Genomic DNA, 16370 nt, shown 5'->3' with positions numbered 1-16370 from the left:
TCGCCCTTAGGATCGACGCATGACCGGTTCCGGTTGGGCGGAGCAGCAGCCAGAGCTCGTGGCGCAGGAGGGTGTGGGAATCCCCGACGCGCTGCAGCGGCTGTGGACGCCGCACCGGATGGCGTACATCCTCGGCGAGAACAAGCCCGACCACGACGCGGCCGAGGGCTGCCCGTTCTGCCGGCTGGTCGAGCTGGACGACGCCGACGGGTTGATCATCGCGCGCGGCGAGCTGGTGTACGCGGTGCTCAACCTGTACCCGTACAACCCGGGTCACCTGATGGTGGTGCCCTACCGGCACGTCGCCGACTACCCGGACCTGACCAGGGCGGAGACGATCGAGCTGGCCGAGTTCACCCAGCGGGCGATGGGCGTCGCCCGCCGAGTGGCCTCGCCGCACGGGTTCAACATCGGGATGAACCAGGGTGTGATCGCCGGCGCCGGCATCGCCGCCCACCTGCACCAGCACCTGGTGCCCCGGTGGGGCGGCGACTCGAACTTCATGCCGGTCATCGGGCACACCAAGGTGCTGCCCCAGTTGCTCAGTGAGACCCGCTCGCTGCTCGCGAAGGCGTGGGCGGAGGGAGACTAGCTCTCGGCCGGGGCGTCGTCCTTGCGCAGCACCGCCTCGACGTCGATCACCAGCTCGATCTTGTCGGCGACCACCGCGATGCCGTCCTGCACGCCCTCGAAGTTGACGTTGAAGTCCTTGCGGTTGATCTCACCCTTGGCCTCGAGGCCGAGCCGGGTACCGCCCCACGGGTCCTTGCCGAAGCCGCTGAGCTCGAAGTTCAGCGAGACGGGGCGGGTGACGTCCTTGATGGTGAGCTCGCCGTCGAGCACGAACGCGTCGCCGTCGGGCCGGATGCCGGTGGACCGGAAGGTCATCCGCGGGTACTTCTCGACCTCGAAGAAGTCGGCGGAGCGCAGGTGGTTGTCCCGGGTCTCGTTGTTGGTGTTGACCGAGTTGAGGTCCACGCTGACCTCGACGGTGGAGTCCAGCGGGTTCTCGGCGGTGTGGATGTGGCCCTCGACGGTCTCGAACCGGCCGCGGACCTTGGTCACCACCAGATGCCGGACGACGAAGCCCACGTAGGTGTGCGCGGGGTCGAAGTCCCAGGTGCCCGCGATGTAGCCGGGGATCTCGACGGTCGTGGGACTGCTCATGGAAAGCTACCTCCTAGGTTGGTTGAACGCTCAATCAGAGCCTACAGCAAGACGATTGAGGGCTCAACAATGGCCGGTAGACTGGACTCGTGGACCGCACCCGGTGGCTGAGCGAACGCGAGCAGGAGATCTGGCGCGCGTTCATCACGGCCGTCGAGGGCCTCATCGACCACTTCGACCGGCAGCTGCAGCACGACTCGTCGATGCCGTACACCTACTACGAGATCCTGGTGGCCCTGTCCGAGGCGCCGGACCGGACGCTGCGGATGAGCGACCTGGCCGGGGTCCGGGGGTTCTCCCGCAGCCGGCTGTCGCACGCGGTGGCGCGGCTGGAGCAGGTGGGCTGGGTGGAGCGGCGGACCTGCCCGACCGACCGGCGGGGCTCGTACGCGGTGCTGACCGATGCCGGGTTCGCCGCGCTGGAGGCGGCCGCGCCGGGGCACGTCACCGCGGTCCGCGAGCAGTTGTTCGACGTGCTCACCCCGGAGCAGCTGGCCGAGCTGGGTGAGATCAGCAAGGCCATCCTGAAGGGGCTCGGCTGCCCGGACTCCCCTCCCCGCCATTAGGCTGCCCTCGCCCAGATCGACCGCAGGTGAGGTGCACCCGACCGGCCAATGCTGAACATCTTCGCCAGAGCCTCGGTATCCCGCGTGACCGATCCGATCGGCGCGTGGCTGGTCCGCGGTGGTCTCACACCCAACGCGATGACCGTGTTCGGCACGGCGGGCGCGGTGGCCGGAGCGCTGTGGCTGTTCCCAACCGGGCACCTGCTCGCCGGGACGCTCGTGGTGTGGGGCTTCGTCATGCTCGACCTGCTCGACGGCGCCATGGCCAGGGCCAAGGGCTCCGGCACCAGGTTCGGCGGGGTGCTGGACTCCACCTGCGACCGGATCGCCGACGGGGCGCTGTTCGCCGGGATCGCCTGGTACGGCTTTGCCGTGGCGGGCAACCGGGCGCTCGCCGCGGCGGCCCTGATCTGCCTGGTGCTCGGGCAGCTGATCTCCTACATCAAGGCGCGGGCCGAGGCGGCCGGTCTCACCGCCAACGTGGGCCTGGTCGAGCGCGCCGAGCGGTTGATCATCTCGCTGGTCGGCGCCGGACTGTCCGGAATGGGGGTGCCGCACGCCCTGCACGCGGCGCTGTGGCTGCTCGTCGGGCTGTCGCTGGTGACCGTGGTGCAGCGGATGGTCGCGGTGTGGCGCTCGTCGGCGGCGGAGATGACGGAGGCGGGGCATGAGCGTAAGTGACCGGCTGCAAGACTGGGCCTATGCGGCCGGCTGGAGCCTGGTCCGGCGGATGCCGGAGGGCATGGCCGCGTCGATGTTCAACTCCGCCGCCGACGTCGCCGCCCGGCGCAACGGTCCCCGCGTTCAGCAGCTGCGGCGCAACCTCGCGCGGGTGGTCCCGCAGGCCGGCGCCGAGGAGCTCGACGAGCTGGTGCGCGGCTCGCTGCGGTCCTACGCCCGGTTCTGGCGGGAGACCTTCCGGCTGCCGGGCATGGACCGGCAGGCGATCTGCCGGAAGGTCGACGAGGCGATGGTCGGCCGGGCGATGATCGACGACGTGCTGAGCAAGGGCAAGGGCCTGATCCTCGTCCTGCCGCATACCGGAAACTGGGACGTGTCCGGCATGTGGCTGGCGGATCGCTACGGCACGTTCACCACGGTCGCCGAGCGGCTGCGGCCCGAGTCGCTGTACCGGCGGTTCGTGTCCTTCCGGGAGTCGATGGGTTTCGAGATCCTGCCGGCGAGCGCCACCGACTTCTCGCCGTACCGCGTGCTGATCGAGCGGCTGAAGGCCAACGGCGTGGTGTGCCTGACCGCCGACCGGGACCTGACCAGGAAGGGGATTCCGGTCACGTTCTTCGGCGAGCAGACCAGGATGCCGGCCGGCCCGGCCCGGCTCGCCGCGATGACCGGCGCGACCATCCTCATCGTGGACCAGACCTTCACCGAGGACGGCTGGGGCCTGCGCATCCACTCGCCGATCGTGGTGGGCAGCCGCGACGAGATCCCGATCGCCACGCAGCGGATGGCCGACGGGTTCGCCGCCGACATCGCGGCCAACCCGGTCGACTGGCACATGCTGCAGAAGCTGTGGATCGCCGACCTGCCGGAGGGGAAGCGCAAGGTGCTCGCCACCGCCGAGGAGAGACCATGAGAGCGGAGCTTGCGGAGCGAACCATTCGACGCTCCTGCGTCTTGGAGGAACGAGAAGACGCAGGTTTGGCGGAGCTTGCGGAGCGAACCATGAATACTGCTCCATCGCCGAGGGACGAGCGAGTTGTCGACTGGCCTCTGCCGTCTACCGAGCCTGCGAGGTGATGGCGTGAGAATCGGCATGGTCTGCCCGTACTCCTTCGAGGTTCCCGGGGGAGTGCAGGCCCATGTCGTCGACCTGGCAAGGGCGCTGCGCGGGCAGGGGCACCAGGTTGAGGTGCTCGCCCCGGCCGACGAGGAGACCCCGCTGCCCGACTTCGTCCGCCCGACGGGCCGGTCGGTGCGCATCCCGTACAACGGGTCGGTCGCCCGGCTGTCCTTCGGCCCGGTCTCCTTCGCCAGGGTCCGGCGGTGGATCCGCGACCACGACTTCGACGTGCTGCACCTGCACGAGCCGGTCGCGCCGAGCGTGTCGCTGCTCGCCCTGATGCTGGCCGACGGGCCGATCGTGGCCACGTTCCACACCTCGACGCCGCGCTCGCGCACGCTGTCGGCGTTCCAGGTGGTGCTGCAGCCGTTCCTGGAGAAGATCACGGCGCGGATCGCGGTGTCGGCGCTGGCCCGCCGGGTACAGGTGGAGCACCTCGGCGGGGACGCGGTGGAGATCCCCAACGGGGTAGACGTCGAGTTCTTCGCCCGCGCCCGGCCGCTGCCCGGTTTCCCGCGCGACGGCGGCACGGTCGGCTTCGTGGGGCGGTTCACCGAGCCGCGCAAGGGAATGCGGGTGCTGCTCGACGCCATGCGGTCGCTGGAGCCGGCGCTGCCCGACACGCGGCTGCTGGTGGTCGGCCGCGGCGACCCCGACGAGCTCAAGCGCGCCGCCGGCACCGGCCTCGCCGACCGCCTCGTGCTGCTCGGCCAGGTCGACGACGAGACCAAGGCCAGGGCGCTGCGCAGCGTCGACGTCTACTGCGCGCCCAACACCGGCGGGGAGAGCTTCGGGATCGTCCTGACCGAGGCGATGTCCGCCGGCGCCGCGGTGGTGGCCAGCGACCTGAGCGCGTTCCGCCGGGTGCTCGACGACGGCCGGGCCGGCGTGCTCACGCCGGTCGGCGACCCGGACGCGCTCGCCGCGGCGCTGCGCGAGCTGCTGACCGACCCCCGACGCCGGGCGGCCCTCGCCGAGCAGGCGCGCCGCCGGGTCGCGGCCTACGACTGGTCGGTGGTCGCCGGCCAGGTCGTGCGCGTTTACGAACAGGCGATCGCCGCCGATCCCCGCCGAGTGGGCGAGTCAGGAGTCACTCCATGAGCACGGGCTATCTGATCACAACGCTCGTCGTTGCCTTCGTGCTGGCGCTGGTGATCGGCTCATGGCTGGTCCGAACCGCGAGCCGGCTGGACCGGCTGCACGTGCGGACCGACGCGGCCTGGGCGGCGCTGGACGCCGCGCTGGCCCGGCGGGCGGTGGTCGCAAGGGCGGTGTCCGCGGCCGGGCAGCTCGACCAGCGCTCCGCCGACACCCTGCGGGCGGTGGCCGAGCGGGCCGAGCAGGCGCCGCGGATCGACCGCGAGGCGGCCGAGAACGACCTCACCCTGCAGCTCGCCGGCGTCGACCGGGCCCGCCTCCCGCTGGCGCTTGCCGCCGAGCTGACCGACGCCGAGCAGCGCGTGGTGATCGCCCGCCGGGTGCACAACGACGCCGTGCGCGACACGCTCGGGCAGCGCCGCCGGCGGGCCGCCCGGTGGCTCAAGCTCGCCGGCACCGCGCCGCAACCGGAGTACTTCGAGATCGTCGAGCCGGCGCTGGCCGGGGAGCCGGACGCGGCGCCGGTGCCCCGCCCGTCGGCCAGGGTGCTGCTGCTCGACCGCGAGGGCCGGGTGCTGCTGTTCAACGGTCACGACCCGCGCCGCGCCGACGAGTCCTGGTGGTTCACCGTCGGCGGCGGCGTGGAGCCGGGGGAGAACCTGCGCACCGCGGCCGCACGGGAGCTGGCCGAGGAGACCGGCATCAAGCTCCCGGAAGACCAGCTGATCGGTCCCATGTGGCGGCGCCGCGTCGTGTTCAGCTTCGACGGCCGCACCTACGACGGCGAGGAGTGGTTCTTCCTCGCCTTCGCCCCGCCCGCGAACGGCAAGCCGCTGGAGATCACCGTCAACACCGCCGGCTTCAACGACGTCGAGCGCCACACCATCGACGGGCACCGCTGGTGGAGCGCCGACGAGCTGCGCTCCACCAACGAGACGATCTACCCCGTGCAGCTCGGCGAGCTGCTGCCTGACGTCCTGCGGGGCGAGTGGGACGGCACGGTCCGCACCGTCCGCTAGCGCCCGGCTCAGGGTCGTGAGTCTTTGCGGTGCTATAACCCCACAAAGACTCACGACACCCGGGAGCCTCAGTCCTTCTTCGCGTCGGCGAGCACCTGGGACGCCAGGGACTCCGGCAGAGGGTCGTACCGGACGAACGACCGGGTGAACGTGGCCGAGCCGGAGGTCATCGAGCGCAGGTCGATGGCGTACCGCAGCAGCGAGGTGGCGGGGACCTCCGCCCGGACGATGCTGTAGCCCGGTGAGCTGTCGGCCTCGGTGCCCAGGACCCGGCCCCGCCGGCTGGACAGGTCGCCGAGCACGGTGCCCAGGTGATCGTCCGGCAGCCGCACCGCGACCTCGTCGATCGGCTCCAGCAAGGAGATCCGGCCATTGGCGGCGGCGTCCTTGAGCGCGAGCGAGCCGGCGGTCTGGAACGCGGCGTCGGAGGAGTCGACGCTGTGCGCCTTGCCGTCGAACAGGGTGACCCGGATGTCCACCACCGGGTAGCCCGCCTGCAGGCCCTTCTCCAGCTGGGCCCGCACGCCCTTCTCCACGCTGCCGATGAACTGGCTGGGCACCGCGCCGCCGACGACCTTGTCCAGGAACTCGAACCCGCTGCCCACGGGGAGCGGCTCGACCTCGATGTCGCACACGGCGTACTGGCCGTGCCCGCCGGACTGCTTGACGTGCCGGCCGTGGCCGCGGGCCTTGGTGGCGAACGTCTCGCGCAGCGCCACCTTGACCGGCTCGGTGTCCACGTCGGCGCCGCCGGCCCGCAGCCGGGCGAGCACCACGTCGGCGTGCGCCTCGCCCATGCACCACAGCACCAGCTGGTGGGTCTCGGCGTTGCGCTCCAGACGCAGCGTCGGGTCGCCCGCGACGAGCCGGTTCAGGTTGCGGGACAAGGCATCCTCGTCGCTGCGGGTCTTGGCCACGATGGCCACCGGCAGCAGCGGCTCGGGCATCTGCCACGGGGTGATCAGCAGCGGGCGGCTCGGGTCGGACACCGTGTCGCCGGTCTCCGCGGAGCCGATCTTGGTCAGCGCGCACACGTCGCCCGCGACGCAGTACGGCACCTCGCGCAGGTTCGCGCCGAGCGGCGAGTAGATGTGCGCCACCCGCTCGTCGGTGTCGTGGTCCTCGTGCCCGCGCTCGGCCAGCCCGTGCCCGGAGACGTGCACCGAGCGCTCCGGCCGCAGCGTCCCGGAGAACACCCGGACCAGCGAGACCCGGCCGACGTAGGAGTCGATCGAGGTGCGGATGACCTCGGCGGCCAGCGGGCCGTTGGGGTCGGGCGACAGCTCGTCCTGCGGGTTGCCCTGCGGGTCGGTGACCTTGGGAACGGAGTGCTCGAGCGGCGACGGGAACGCTCCGGCCAGCGCCTCGAGCACCTCGGCCAGCCCGACCCCGGTCAGCGCGCACACCGGGATCACCGGGTGGAACGCGCCGCGGGCCACGGCGGTCTCCAGGTCGGAGATCAGCGTCTCGGCCTCGATCTCCTCGCCGCCGAGGTAGCGGTCCATCAGGGACTCGTCCTCGCTCTGCTCGATGATCCCCTCGATGAGGGTGTTGCGGGGGGCGTCGATCTGGTCGAGCTGGGTCGCGTCGGGCTCGGACACCTTGGGCGGGTAGCCGTCGGTGTAGTCGAGGAACCGCCGGGTGATCAGCCCGATGAGTCCGGGCGCGCCCCCAGAAGCCGGCAGGTAGAGCGGCAGGACGCCGGCGCCGAACGCGTCCTGGCAGGCGGACAGCTCGGCGGCGAAGTCCGCGCGCTGGTGGTCGAGCCTCGCGATGACCACGGCCCGCGGCATCCCGACCGCGGCGCATTCCTCCCACAGCGCGGTGGTCGCCGGGTCCACGCCCTCGGCGGCGCTCACCACGAACAGAGCCGCGTCTGCGGCCCGCAGCCCGGCCCGGACCTCGCCGACGAAGTCCGCGTACCCGGGGGTGTCGATCAGGTTGATCTTGATGCCGTTGTGCATCAGCGGCGCGACGGCCAGGCCGACGGACCGCTGCTGGCGCTGGGCGGCCGGGTCGTGGTCGCAGACGGTGGTGCCGTCGGTGACGGAGCCGGCCCGAGTGATCACCCCGGCCGCGGTGAGAAGCGCCTCGGTCAACGTGGTCTTGCCAGACCCGGACGGGCCGACCAAGACGATATTTCGCACCTTGGCGGGGTCGTCTACAGCGACCGCCGCTCCGGCTTCACCGCCGTCGGTGTGCTTACCAGCCATGACACTCAACCTCCCGAACGAGACCGCGCTGTCCTGGGGAACATCCGTGAACGATGTGGTCGATCCCACACCGTACGCCTGCCGAGGACAACCCCTGACGGGGTTCTCTACTCACTCGTTGCAATGGTCCAGTCACGCAACTGTGCTTGATGTTTCGCTCCGCAAGCTCCGCGAAAGTGGCCTGGCGAGAACGCTCCGGATTGGCCCGCATGAAGGGTCCACGTGCGCCGTAGCATGAGGTCAGAGGATTCCACTACCCCCATTTCGGAAGGTCAACAGTGTCTGACTTGCCTGAGACCGGCACGGCCCGGGTGAAGCGCGGCATGGCCGAGATGCTCAAGGGCGGAGTGATCATGGACGTGGTCACCCCGGAGCAGGCGAAGATCGCCGAGGACGCCGGCGCCGTGGCCGTCATGGCGCTGGAGCGCGTGCCCGCCGACATCCGCGCGCAGGGCGGTGTGGCGCGGATGAGCGATCCCGACCTGATCGACGGGATCATCGGTGCGGTGTCCATCCCGGTCATGGCCAAGGCGCGGATCGGCCACTTCGTCGAGGCGCAGGTGCTGCAGGCGCTCGGGGTCGACTACATCGACGAGTCCGAGGTGCTCACCCCCGCCGACTACGCCAACCACATCGACAAGTGGCGGTTCACCGTGCCGTTCGTGTGCGGGGCGACCAACCTCGGCGAGGCCCTGCGCCGGATCACCGAGGGGGCGGCCATGATCCGCTCCAAGGGCGAGGCCGGCACCGGCGACGTGTCCAACGCGACCACGCACATGCGCAAGATCCGCGGCGAGATCCGCCGGCTCACCTCGCTGCCGGACGACGAGCTCTACGTTGCCGCCAAAGAGCTTCAGGCGCCCTACGAGCTGGTCCGCGAGGTGGCCCGGCTCGGCAAGCTGCCGGTGGTGCTGTTCACCGCGGGCGGCATCGCCACGCCGGCCGACGCCGCGATGATGATGCAGCTCGGGGCGGAGGGCGTGTTCGTCGGCTCGGGCATCTTCAAGTCCGGCGACCCGGCCCGGCGCGCGGAGGCCATCGTCAAGGCCGTCACCTTCTACGACGACCCGGACGTGATCGCGAAGGTGTCCCGCGGCCTCGGCGAGGCCATGGTCGGCATCAACGTCGACGACATCCCCCAGCCCCACCGCCTCGCCGACCGCGGCTGGTAACACCCTGGCCCAGAGTGTTCCAACAGTGCGCCGGGGTAGCCCACTCCGCGGTACCTCAAAAACTGCGCTGGGGTCGCCAATCTTTGCGTCGTATCCCGAAAGTGTCGCTGGGGTCGACCAATCTTTGGCGAGGGCGGCCGCCCCACGACGACCAGGGCAGGGCGAGGAACGAGCCCTGCCCGCAGACGTCGTCACCCAACCACCCACGACACCCAACCACCCACCCCGGCCCGCAACCACCCAAGCAACCCAACCCAAGGCCGCTCGCCGAAGGCGACAGGGCGGCCTTGCCCGAGCTATCAAGCACAGGAGGCGCCCGGCGGCCTTGCCCGAGTTAGAAAATTCAGTGCTCGGAGATCATCACCGCGACGGTGCCCGGCTCGAGCGCCTCGAAGACGTGCTCGACGTCGCCCGGGTAGGCGACGTAGTCGTTGGGCCCGATGTCGACCGGCTCCTCGGTGGGCCCGACCCTGGCCCGGCCGGCGGCCAGCACCACGTGCTCGACGACGCCGGGCATGTGCGGGTCGGACTCCTTGGCGGAGCCGGGCTCGGCGGTGATCAGGTAGAGGTCCCGCCGGGCGTTCGGCGGGCAGGACGACAGCACGGTGGCCACGTAGTCGGCCCGCTCGGAGTGCACGGCGGGACCCTCCCCGGCGCGGATGATCTGCACCCGGGGCCGGGGCGGGTCGACCAGCCGGCTGAACGGCACGTCGAGCGCGACCGACAGGGCCCACAGCGTCTCGACGCTGGGGTTGCCGCCGGCCGACTCCAGCTGGGACAGGGTGGACTTGGCGATCCCGGCGCGCTTGGCCACCTCGCTGAGCGACAGCCCGACCCTGGCCCGCTCCCGGCGCAGGGCGTGGGCGATGACGTCGAGCGGGGCGCCGCGCTGGGCCGGCTGTTCGGTAGACGAGTCCATTCGTTCTCCTTGACGAACGGGTGGATCTACGTTCATCGTATAAGCCATGCGTTCGTTATGGCGAACAATCGACCGGAAGCTCGTGCGCGACGTGCTGGCCATCGCCGCGGCGGTGGCCGTGATCGGGATGTCGTTCGGGGCGATCGCGGTGTCCTCCGGCCTGCCGTGGTGGGTGCCGGTGGCGCTGTCGGCGCTGGTCTTCGCGGGCGGGGCGCAGTTCCTGGCGGTCGGGGTGGTCGCGGCCGGTGGCGGTCCGATCGCCGCCGTGCTGGGCGCGTTGCTGCTCAATGCCCGGCTGCTGCCGTACGGCCTGGCGATCACCGGCATGATCGGCCGGGGCCGGCTGGCCAAGCTGATCGGCAGCCACCTGATCACCGACGAGACGGTGGCCTTCGCCGTCGCTCAGCCGGACCGCGAGCGCGGCCGGGCGGCGTTCTGGCTGTGTGGTGCGGCCCTGTTCACGGCCTGGAACGTTGGCACGGTCGCCGGGGTACTTGCCGGTCAGGCGATCGGCGACCCGGAGGCGTTCGGCCTGGACGCGGCGTTCCCGGCGGCGTTGCTCGCGCTGGTGCTGCCCAGCCTGCGGGGCGCGGCCGTGCTCCGGCCGGCCCTGCTCGGCGCGGCGATCGCGCTGGCCGCCAGCCCGTTCCTGCCGCCGGGCGTTCCGCTCCTCCTGGCGCTCGCCGGCCTGGTTGCCGTGCCGCGCAAGGAAAGGGTGCCCTCATGACGATCGTGACGGTGCTCGCCGTCGCGGTGGGCACGTACGCATTCCGGGTGGCCGGGCCGCTGCTGCGGGACCGCATCGAGCTGTCCGAGCGGCTCAGGGACCTGCTGTCCACCGCGGCGCTCGTGCTGCTGGTCGCCCTGGTCGCGACCGCGTCGGTGATGGCCGGCCGGCAGTTCGCGGGGGTCGCGCTGCCGGCCGGGGTGCTGGTGGGCGGGGTGCTGGCCTGGCGCAAGGCCCCGTTCATCGTCGTCGTGGTCGCCGCGGCGGCGTGTACGGCCGGGCTGCGACTGCTCGGTGTGGACTGATACTGGAGAGGTGGCGACGGTGGGCAGACCGCTGGTGGGAGTGCTCGCGCTGCAGGGCGACGTGCGCGAGCACGCGCGTGCCCTCGCCGAGTGCGGGGCGGACTTCAGCGCGGTGCGGCGGGAGTCCGAGCTGTCCGAAGTGGATGGTCTGGTGATCCCTGGCGGGGAGTCCACGACGATGTCCCGGCTGCTGGACACGTTCGAGCTGCTCGAGCCGGTGCGCAAGCGGATCGCCGACGGCATGCCGGCGTACGGCTCGTGTGCCGGCATGATCCTGCTCGCCCGCGAGGTTCTCGACGGCCGGCCCGACCAGCACCAGCTCGGCGGGCTGGACATCACGGTCCGGCGCAACGCCTTCGGCCGGCAGGTCGACTCGTTCGAAGAGGATGTCGAGCTGACCGGGGTGGACGGCGGCCCGGTGCGGGCGGTGTTCATCCGCGCGCCGTGGGTCGAGTCGGCGTCGCCCGAGGTGGAGGTGCTCGCCACGGTGCCCGAGGTGCCGGGCGCCGGGAGCGCCGCCGGTAGGATCGTTGCGGTTCGGCAGGGGGCCAAGCTCGCCACGGCGTTCCATCCGGAGCTGACCGGTGACACCCGCGTGCACCGCCTCTTCGTGGAGATGGTCCGCGCTGCCGCGTGATGCTCGGGAGTTGACGGAGGAGAGATGAGCGGCCACTCAAAGTGGGCGACGACGAAACACAAGAAGGCCGCACTCGACGCCAAGCGGGGCAAGCTGTTCGCGAAGCTGATCAAGAACGTCGAGGTCGCCGCGCGGACCGGCGGCGGTGACCCGGACGGCAACCCCACGCTGTTCGACGCCATCCAGAAGGCCAAGAAGAACTCGGTCCCGCAGGACAACATCGAGCGCGCCCGCAAGCGCGGCGCCGGTGAGGAGGCCGGCGGCGCGGACTGGCAGACGATCATGTACGAGGGCTACGCCCCGAACGGGGTGGCCGTGCTGATCGAGTGCCTCACCGACAACCGCAACCGGGCCGCTGGCGAGGTGCGCACCGCGATGACCCGCAACGGCGGTTCGATGGCCGACCCAGGCTCGGTGTCGTACCTGTTCAACCGCAAGGGCGTGGTCATCCTGCCCAAGAACGACCTGTCCGAGGACGACGTCCTGATGGCCGTGCTCGATGCCGGCGCCGAGGAGGTCAACGACCTCGGTGACAGCTTCGAGGTGGTCAGCGAGGCCACCGACCTGGTCAGCGTCCGCTCGGCCCTGCAGAACGCCGGCTACGACTACGAGTCCGCCGAGGCCAGCTTCCTCCCCTCGGTCAGCGTGCCCCTTGACGTCGAGGGCGCCCGCAAGGTCTTCCGCCTCATCGACGCCCTCGAGGACTGCGACGACGTCCAGAACGTCTACGCCAACTTCGACGTCTCCGACGAGGTCATGGCGGCCGTCGGGTGAGGCCGACCGAGGCCGACGCCGAGGATCTGCGGTGGTGGCTGCTCGACCAGTCCGACCGGCACGGGTATGCCATGGTCGAGGTGGCCGGGGACGAGCACGGGGCGCCGTACGTGTTCTCGGTGGGGGCGTGGCGGCGGTTCCGGGTGCCGGAGGCGGTGGTGATCGGGCTGCCGGACGGCATGGGGCGGATGCTGATCGACGCGTACGTGCGGCGGGCGAGGGCGGGGGAGCGGTTCATGCCCGGCCGGGTGGTCGACGACTTCTTCGACGGCGCGCCGGTGATCGTGGAGCGGGTGGCGCGGGGGCACTATCCGGAGTTCTTCGGCAGCGCCCTGCTGGTGTACCCGGCCGGGGATTTTCCTGCGGTACAACTCATTGTGGCCACGCCGGAGGGTGCCTGGCCGTGGCAGCCGGATGCGCCGGTGGGCTTTGCGGACTGGCAGCCGGTGCTCACGCACAGCGGCGACCCGGAGAGCTGGACCCCGGGCGTCGACGGGCCATAGGCACAATGAGAACGTTTGCAATCGGCGGCGGTTTGCTCATGCGCAGAATTACCGGCATCGGGTGAACCGTTTCGCCGCGGCCGTCGTAATGCCCCCGAGACGATGCGGCGGGCTGGGAGGCGGCTCATGGTCACGACGACGGACTACCTCGTCATAGGGGCCGGACCAGCGGGCTTACAACTCGGTTACTTCCTGCAGCGGGCCGGCCGCGACTATCTGATTCTGGAGGCCGGCGGCACGCCGGGAGGTTTCTTCCGCACGTTTCCCAGGCACCGGCAGCTCCTCTCCATCAACAAACCGCACACCGGGTTCAACGATCCGGAGCTGAACCTGCGGATGGATTGGAACTCGCTGCTTTCCGACCGGGAGAGCCTGCTGTTCACCCGGTACACCAAACGTTATTTTCCGAACGCCGACGTGATGGTGCGCTATCTGGCCGATTACGCACGGGCGCTTGGCCTCAACATTCGTTACGACACAAGGGTCGTGCGGGTGAGCCGGACGGACGAGCGGTTCCGGGTGCTCGACGAGCAGGGCAACACCTATGAGGCGCCGCTGCTGATCGTCGCGACCGGCCCGGCCAAGCCCTACGTGCCGACGATTCCGGGCATCGAGACCGCCGAGCTGTACGGCACGGTCACCGTCGACCCGCTCGATTTCCTCGACCAGCGCGTGCTCATCATCGGAAAGGGCAACTCGGCATTCGAGACGGCCGGCAACCTCATCGAGACCGCCGCGGTGATCCACCTCGCCGGGCCTGGCTCGATGCGGGCCGCCTGGCGCAGCCACCACGTGGGGCAGGTGCTCAACGGGCTGGTCCGCGGCATCGACCGCACCGAGCAGGGCTACCGGGTGACGGTCCGCTTCGCGCGGGCCGACGAGACGATCGGGGACCTGCACTACGACCGGGTGATCGTCTGTACCGGATTCCGGTTCGACAGCTCGATTTTCGCCGCCGGGTGCCGGCCGGAGCTGGCCATCGGCGACCGGTTCCCGGCGCAGACCTCCGCCTGGGAGTCGGTGAACGTGCCCGATCTCTATTTCGCCGGGACCCTCATGCAGGCGCGCGACTTCCCGAGGTCGGCCAGCGGCTCCATCCATGGTTTCCGGTACTGCATCCGCGCGTTGCACCGGATCCTGGAGCGGCGCTACCACGGGTCGCCGTGGCCGCCGCGGGGCCTGCCGGCCGATCCGGAGGCGCTGACCGTCGCCCTGCTCTGCCGCGCCAACCGGGCGTCGGCGCTGTGGCAGCAGTCCGGCCGGCTCTGCGACCTGGTGGTGCCGGAGGGCTCGGAGGCGGCGTACTACGAGGAGCTGCCCTGCGACTACGTGCCCGACAGCCAGTTCGGCGCGGGCGGCACCTACTTCACGCTGACCCTTGAGCGCGGTTGCGACCGCGAGCGGGTCGCCAGCCTGCACCCGGTGGTCCGGCACTACCGGCACGGGGTGCTGCTCGCCGAGCACCACGTCGCGGAGAACCTGGAGAACGAGTGGACCGACCAGCAGGCGCACCGCGCCCCGCTGCGGGCGTTCCTCGACCGTGAGCTCGACCCGGCCGGCCGCTCCGCCACCATCGGATAACCGCGCGCAGCGCGCCAGGTTACGTCCCGACTACCTCCCGCGATCAGGTGGTTAGCATTCAGTGCCGCCGTCGGCTGTAGGAGGCTTGCGAACTCGTGGCGATCTCCGAACCCATCCCGCCCGTCCAGACACCGCCCGTCCGGACACCCGTGGCCCGGCCCCGGCCGACCGACATGTCCGAGGAGCAGCTGGGTTTCCGGCCGCAGGCCGCGGTGCGCTGGCTGGCGCCAGGCGTGCTGATCACCACCGGGGCACAGTCGCTGATCGCGGCGATCTTCGGATCGTTCGCCGACAAGCGGGAGCTGCAGGGCAGCCTGCCGGCCACGGTGCACCGGCACGACACCGCGGACGAGCTGTGGCTGGACTACGTCGCCGACGTGGGCGACGGCTTCGACGCCACGTTCTCGGTCGCCTCGCTGCTGGGCGCGGAGTCCGTCGAGCTGCCGGGCGTCGGGACGCTGCCACGCGGCCGGCTGCTGGTGCTCGGCGGGGACGAGGTGTACCCGGCGGCCTCCACGCGCGCCTACGAGGACCGCAGCAAGGGCGTGTACCGGGCCGCTTTGCCGGTGCCGCAAGGAGATGCGCCGACGCTGTTCGCGTTGCCGGCCAACCACGACTGGTACGACGGGCTGACCGCGTTCCTGCGGGTGTTCGCCCAGCGGCGCCCGTTCGGCGGCTGGAAGACCGAGCAGACCCGCAGCTACTTCGCCATCCAGCTGCCAAGGCGGTGGTGGCTGTTCGCCATCGACACGCAGTTCGACGACTACGTGGACGCGCCGCAGCTGGAGTACTTCCGCACGGTGTCCGAGCGGCTGCGCAAGGGCGACGGGGTCATCCTGTGCACCTCGACGCCGTCCTGGGTGTCGGCCGGGTCGGGCGGCGAGTCCAAGGGCTACGACACGATCGAGTTCTTCAACCGCGAGATCATCCGGCCGAGCGGCGCGGCGATCCGGGTGATGCTGACCGGCGACCGGCACCATTACGCGCGGTACGCCGAGGTCGGCGGCACCGGTCAGCGGATCACCTGCGGCCTCGGCGGCGCGTACACGTCGGCCACGCACAAGCTGCCCGAGCACCTCGAGCTGCCGCCGCCGAAGTCGCGGGTGCGGGAGCCGGCCGGCACGGCCAGGTTCGACCTCGTGACCACGTACCCGGACAAGGCGGCCTCGCGGGCGCTGGCCGGCGGGATCTTCCGGTTGCCGTGGCGCAACCCGACCTTCTGGGCCCTGACCGGGTTCACCCAGACCGCCATGACGCTGGCGATGCTGATCGGCATCGGGGAGCTCGGCACCGGAACCTTCCGGCTCCTGGCCGCGTGGGCGCCGGCCGTCGTGGTGGCCGTCGTGCTCGTCCTCGGCGCGGTGGCGTTCGCCCGGATCGACCTACCGAAGAGCGCCAAGACCAACACGTTCGCCGGTGTCCTGCACGCCGCCGCGCACCTGGGGCTCAGCCTGGCCTGGGCCGCGGTCATCCGCTGGCTCGACATCGACGTCCTGCCCGGCGGCCTCGGCGCCGACCTCACCATCGTCGCCATCGTCGCGATCGGCACCCCGGTGCTGATCGGCTTCATCGACGCCGAGATCGTCGCCGCCTACCTGTTGCTGGCCAGCATGTTCTGCGTCAACCTCAACGAGGCCTTCGCCGGCCAGAGCATCGAGGACCACAAGGGCTTCCTCCGCCTGCACATCGACGCCACCGGCACGCTCACCATCTACCCGGTCAAACTTCCCGTGGTGTGCCGGAAGTGGAAGGCCCACCCCACCGGCGCGCCCAGCGAGCCCTGGCTGCTCCCCGACGGCCAGACCCTGCGCCCCGAACTGATCGAGGAACCCATCCGGATCCCCCGCTCGGTGTCGTGAGCCTTTGTGGGGCTGTAGCACCACAAAGG

The 16370-nt window shown here is 70.9% G+C and carries 17 protein-coding genes; 14 read left to right on the top strand and 3 right to left on the bottom strand.

The window, feature by feature from the left end; all coding sequences use genetic code 11:
• The first annotated feature begins 19 nt into the window (after nt 1–19).
• Entirely contained in the window at nt 20–592 is a 573-nt protein-coding gene (locus VGX25_RS07400; protein ID WP_326916867.1) for an HIT domain-containing protein, read from the top strand.
• Here the strand turns inward: VGX25_RS07400 and VGX25_RS07395 are convergent.
• Entirely contained in the window at nt 589–1167 is a 579-nt protein-coding gene (locus VGX25_RS07395; protein ID WP_326916866.1) for a YceI family protein, read from the bottom strand. The genes VGX25_RS07400 and VGX25_RS07395 overlap by 4 nt on opposite strands.
• A gap of 89 nt (nt 1168–1256) precedes the next feature.
• Between VGX25_RS07395 and VGX25_RS07390 the strand changes: the two genes are divergently transcribed.
• The 5 genes from VGX25_RS07390 to VGX25_RS07370 all read left to right on the top strand — a co-directional run bounded on the left by VGX25_RS07390 (nt 1257) and on the right by VGX25_RS07370 (nt 5651).
• Nucleotides 1257–1733, top strand: coding sequence for a MarR family winged helix-turn-helix transcriptional regulator (locus tag VGX25_RS07390; protein ID WP_326916865.1), 477 nt, complete (start codon nt 1257–1259; stop codon nt 1731–1733).
• A gap of 48 nt (nt 1734–1781) precedes the next feature.
• The gene (gene pgsA, locus VGX25_RS07385) at nt 1782–2414 is read left to right on the top strand and encodes a phosphatidylinositol phosphate synthase (protein WP_326916864.1); all 633 of its coding nucleotides are present in this window, start codon (nt 1782–1784) and stop codon (nt 2412–2414) included.
• The gene (locus VGX25_RS07380; RefSeq protein ID WP_326916863.1) at nt 2401–3327 is read left to right on the top strand and encodes a phosphatidylinositol mannoside acyltransferase; all 927 of its coding nucleotides are present in this window, start codon (nt 2401–2403) and stop codon (nt 3325–3327) included. Before pgsA ends, VGX25_RS07380 begins: the two co-directional genes overlap by 14 nt.
• A 168-nt stretch (nt 3328–3495) precedes the next feature.
• Entirely contained in the window at nt 3496–4635 is a 1140-nt protein-coding gene (locus VGX25_RS07375; RefSeq protein ID WP_326916862.1) for a glycosyltransferase family 4 protein, read from the top strand.
• Nucleotides 4632–5651: an NUDIX hydrolase gene (locus VGX25_RS07370; RefSeq protein ID WP_326916861.1), complete on the top strand. Its 1020-nt coding sequence runs from the start codon at nt 4632–4634 to the stop codon at nt 5649–5651. Before VGX25_RS07375 ends, VGX25_RS07370 begins: the two co-directional genes overlap by 4 nt.
• 68 nt (nt 5652–5719) lie before the next feature.
• Here the strand turns inward: VGX25_RS07370 and VGX25_RS07365 are convergent, their stop codons facing one another.
• Nucleotides 5720–7864: an elongation factor G-like protein EF-G2 gene (locus VGX25_RS07365; RefSeq protein WP_326916860.1), complete on the bottom strand. Its 2145-nt coding sequence runs from the start codon at nt 7862–7864 to the stop codon at nt 5720–5722.
• A 278-nt stretch (nt 7865–8142) separates the two neighbouring features.
• On the opposite strand from VGX25_RS07365, the gene pdxS reads away from it, so the two are divergent.
• On the top strand, nt 8143–9036 hold the full coding sequence (gene pdxS / locus VGX25_RS07360) for a pyridoxal 5'-phosphate synthase lyase subunit PdxS (protein ID WP_326916859.1): 894 nt from the start codon (nt 8143–8145) through the stop codon (nt 9034–9036).
• Nucleotides 9037–9379: 343 nt separating this feature from the next.
• Here the strand turns inward: pdxS and VGX25_RS07355 are convergent, their stop codons facing one another.
• On the bottom strand, nt 9380–9955 hold the full coding sequence (locus tag VGX25_RS07355; RefSeq protein ID WP_326916858.1) for an XRE family transcriptional regulator: 576 nt from the start codon (nt 9953–9955) through the stop codon (nt 9380–9382).
• Nucleotides 9956–10001: 46 nt separating this feature from the next.
• On the opposite strand from VGX25_RS07355, the gene VGX25_RS07350 reads away from it, so the two are divergent.
• The 7 genes from VGX25_RS07350 to VGX25_RS07320 all read left to right on the top strand — a co-directional run bounded on the left by VGX25_RS07350 (nt 10002) and on the right by VGX25_RS07320 (nt 16341).
• Complete coding sequence (locus tag VGX25_RS07350; protein ID WP_326916857.1) at nt 10002–10682, top strand: AzlC family ABC transporter permease; 681 nt, start codon at nt 10002–10004, stop codon at nt 10680–10682.
• The gene (locus VGX25_RS07345) at nt 10679–10987 is read left to right on the top strand and encodes an AzlD domain-containing protein (RefSeq protein ID WP_326916856.1); all 309 of its coding nucleotides are present in this window, start codon (nt 10679–10681) and stop codon (nt 10985–10987) included. Before VGX25_RS07350 ends, VGX25_RS07345 begins: the two co-directional genes overlap by 4 nt.
• A gap of 19 nt (nt 10988–11006) precedes the next feature.
• Nucleotides 11007–11624 (top strand): pyridoxal 5'-phosphate synthase glutaminase subunit PdxT, encoded by a 618-nt coding sequence (gene pdxT / locus VGX25_RS07340; protein ID WP_326916855.1) that lies wholly within the window; start codon nt 11007–11009, stop codon nt 11622–11624.
• Nucleotides 11625–11648: 24 nt separating this feature from the next.
• A complete protein-coding gene (locus VGX25_RS07335; protein ID WP_326916854.1) occupies nt 11649–12398 on the top strand; it encodes a YebC/PmpR family DNA-binding transcriptional regulator in 750 nt (249 codons plus the stop codon).
• Nucleotides 12395–12901, top strand: a complete 507-nt coding sequence (locus tag VGX25_RS07330; RefSeq protein ID WP_326916853.1) for a DUF4262 domain-containing protein — start codon at nt 12395–12397, stop codon at nt 12899–12901. Before VGX25_RS07335 ends, VGX25_RS07330 begins: the two co-directional genes overlap by 4 nt.
• Nucleotides 12902–13027: 126 nt before the next feature.
• Complete coding sequence (locus tag VGX25_RS07325) at nt 13028–14482, top strand: NAD(P)-binding domain-containing protein (RefSeq protein ID WP_326916852.1); 1455 nt, start codon at nt 13028–13030, stop codon at nt 14480–14482.
• Nucleotides 14483–14577: 95 nt separating this feature from the next.
• Nucleotides 14578–16341 (top strand): metallophosphoesterase, encoded by a 1764-nt coding sequence (locus VGX25_RS07320; protein WP_326916851.1) that lies wholly within the window; start codon nt 14578–14580, stop codon nt 16339–16341.
• Nucleotides 16342–16370 lie beyond the last annotated feature (29 nt).

The sequence above is a fragment of the Actinophytocola sp. genome (assembly GCF_035942955.1).
Taxonomy (GTDB): domain Bacteria; phylum Actinomycetota; class Actinomycetes; order Mycobacteriales; family Pseudonocardiaceae; genus DASYTH01.
This window is presented reverse-complemented; position numbering and strand designations above follow the sequence as displayed.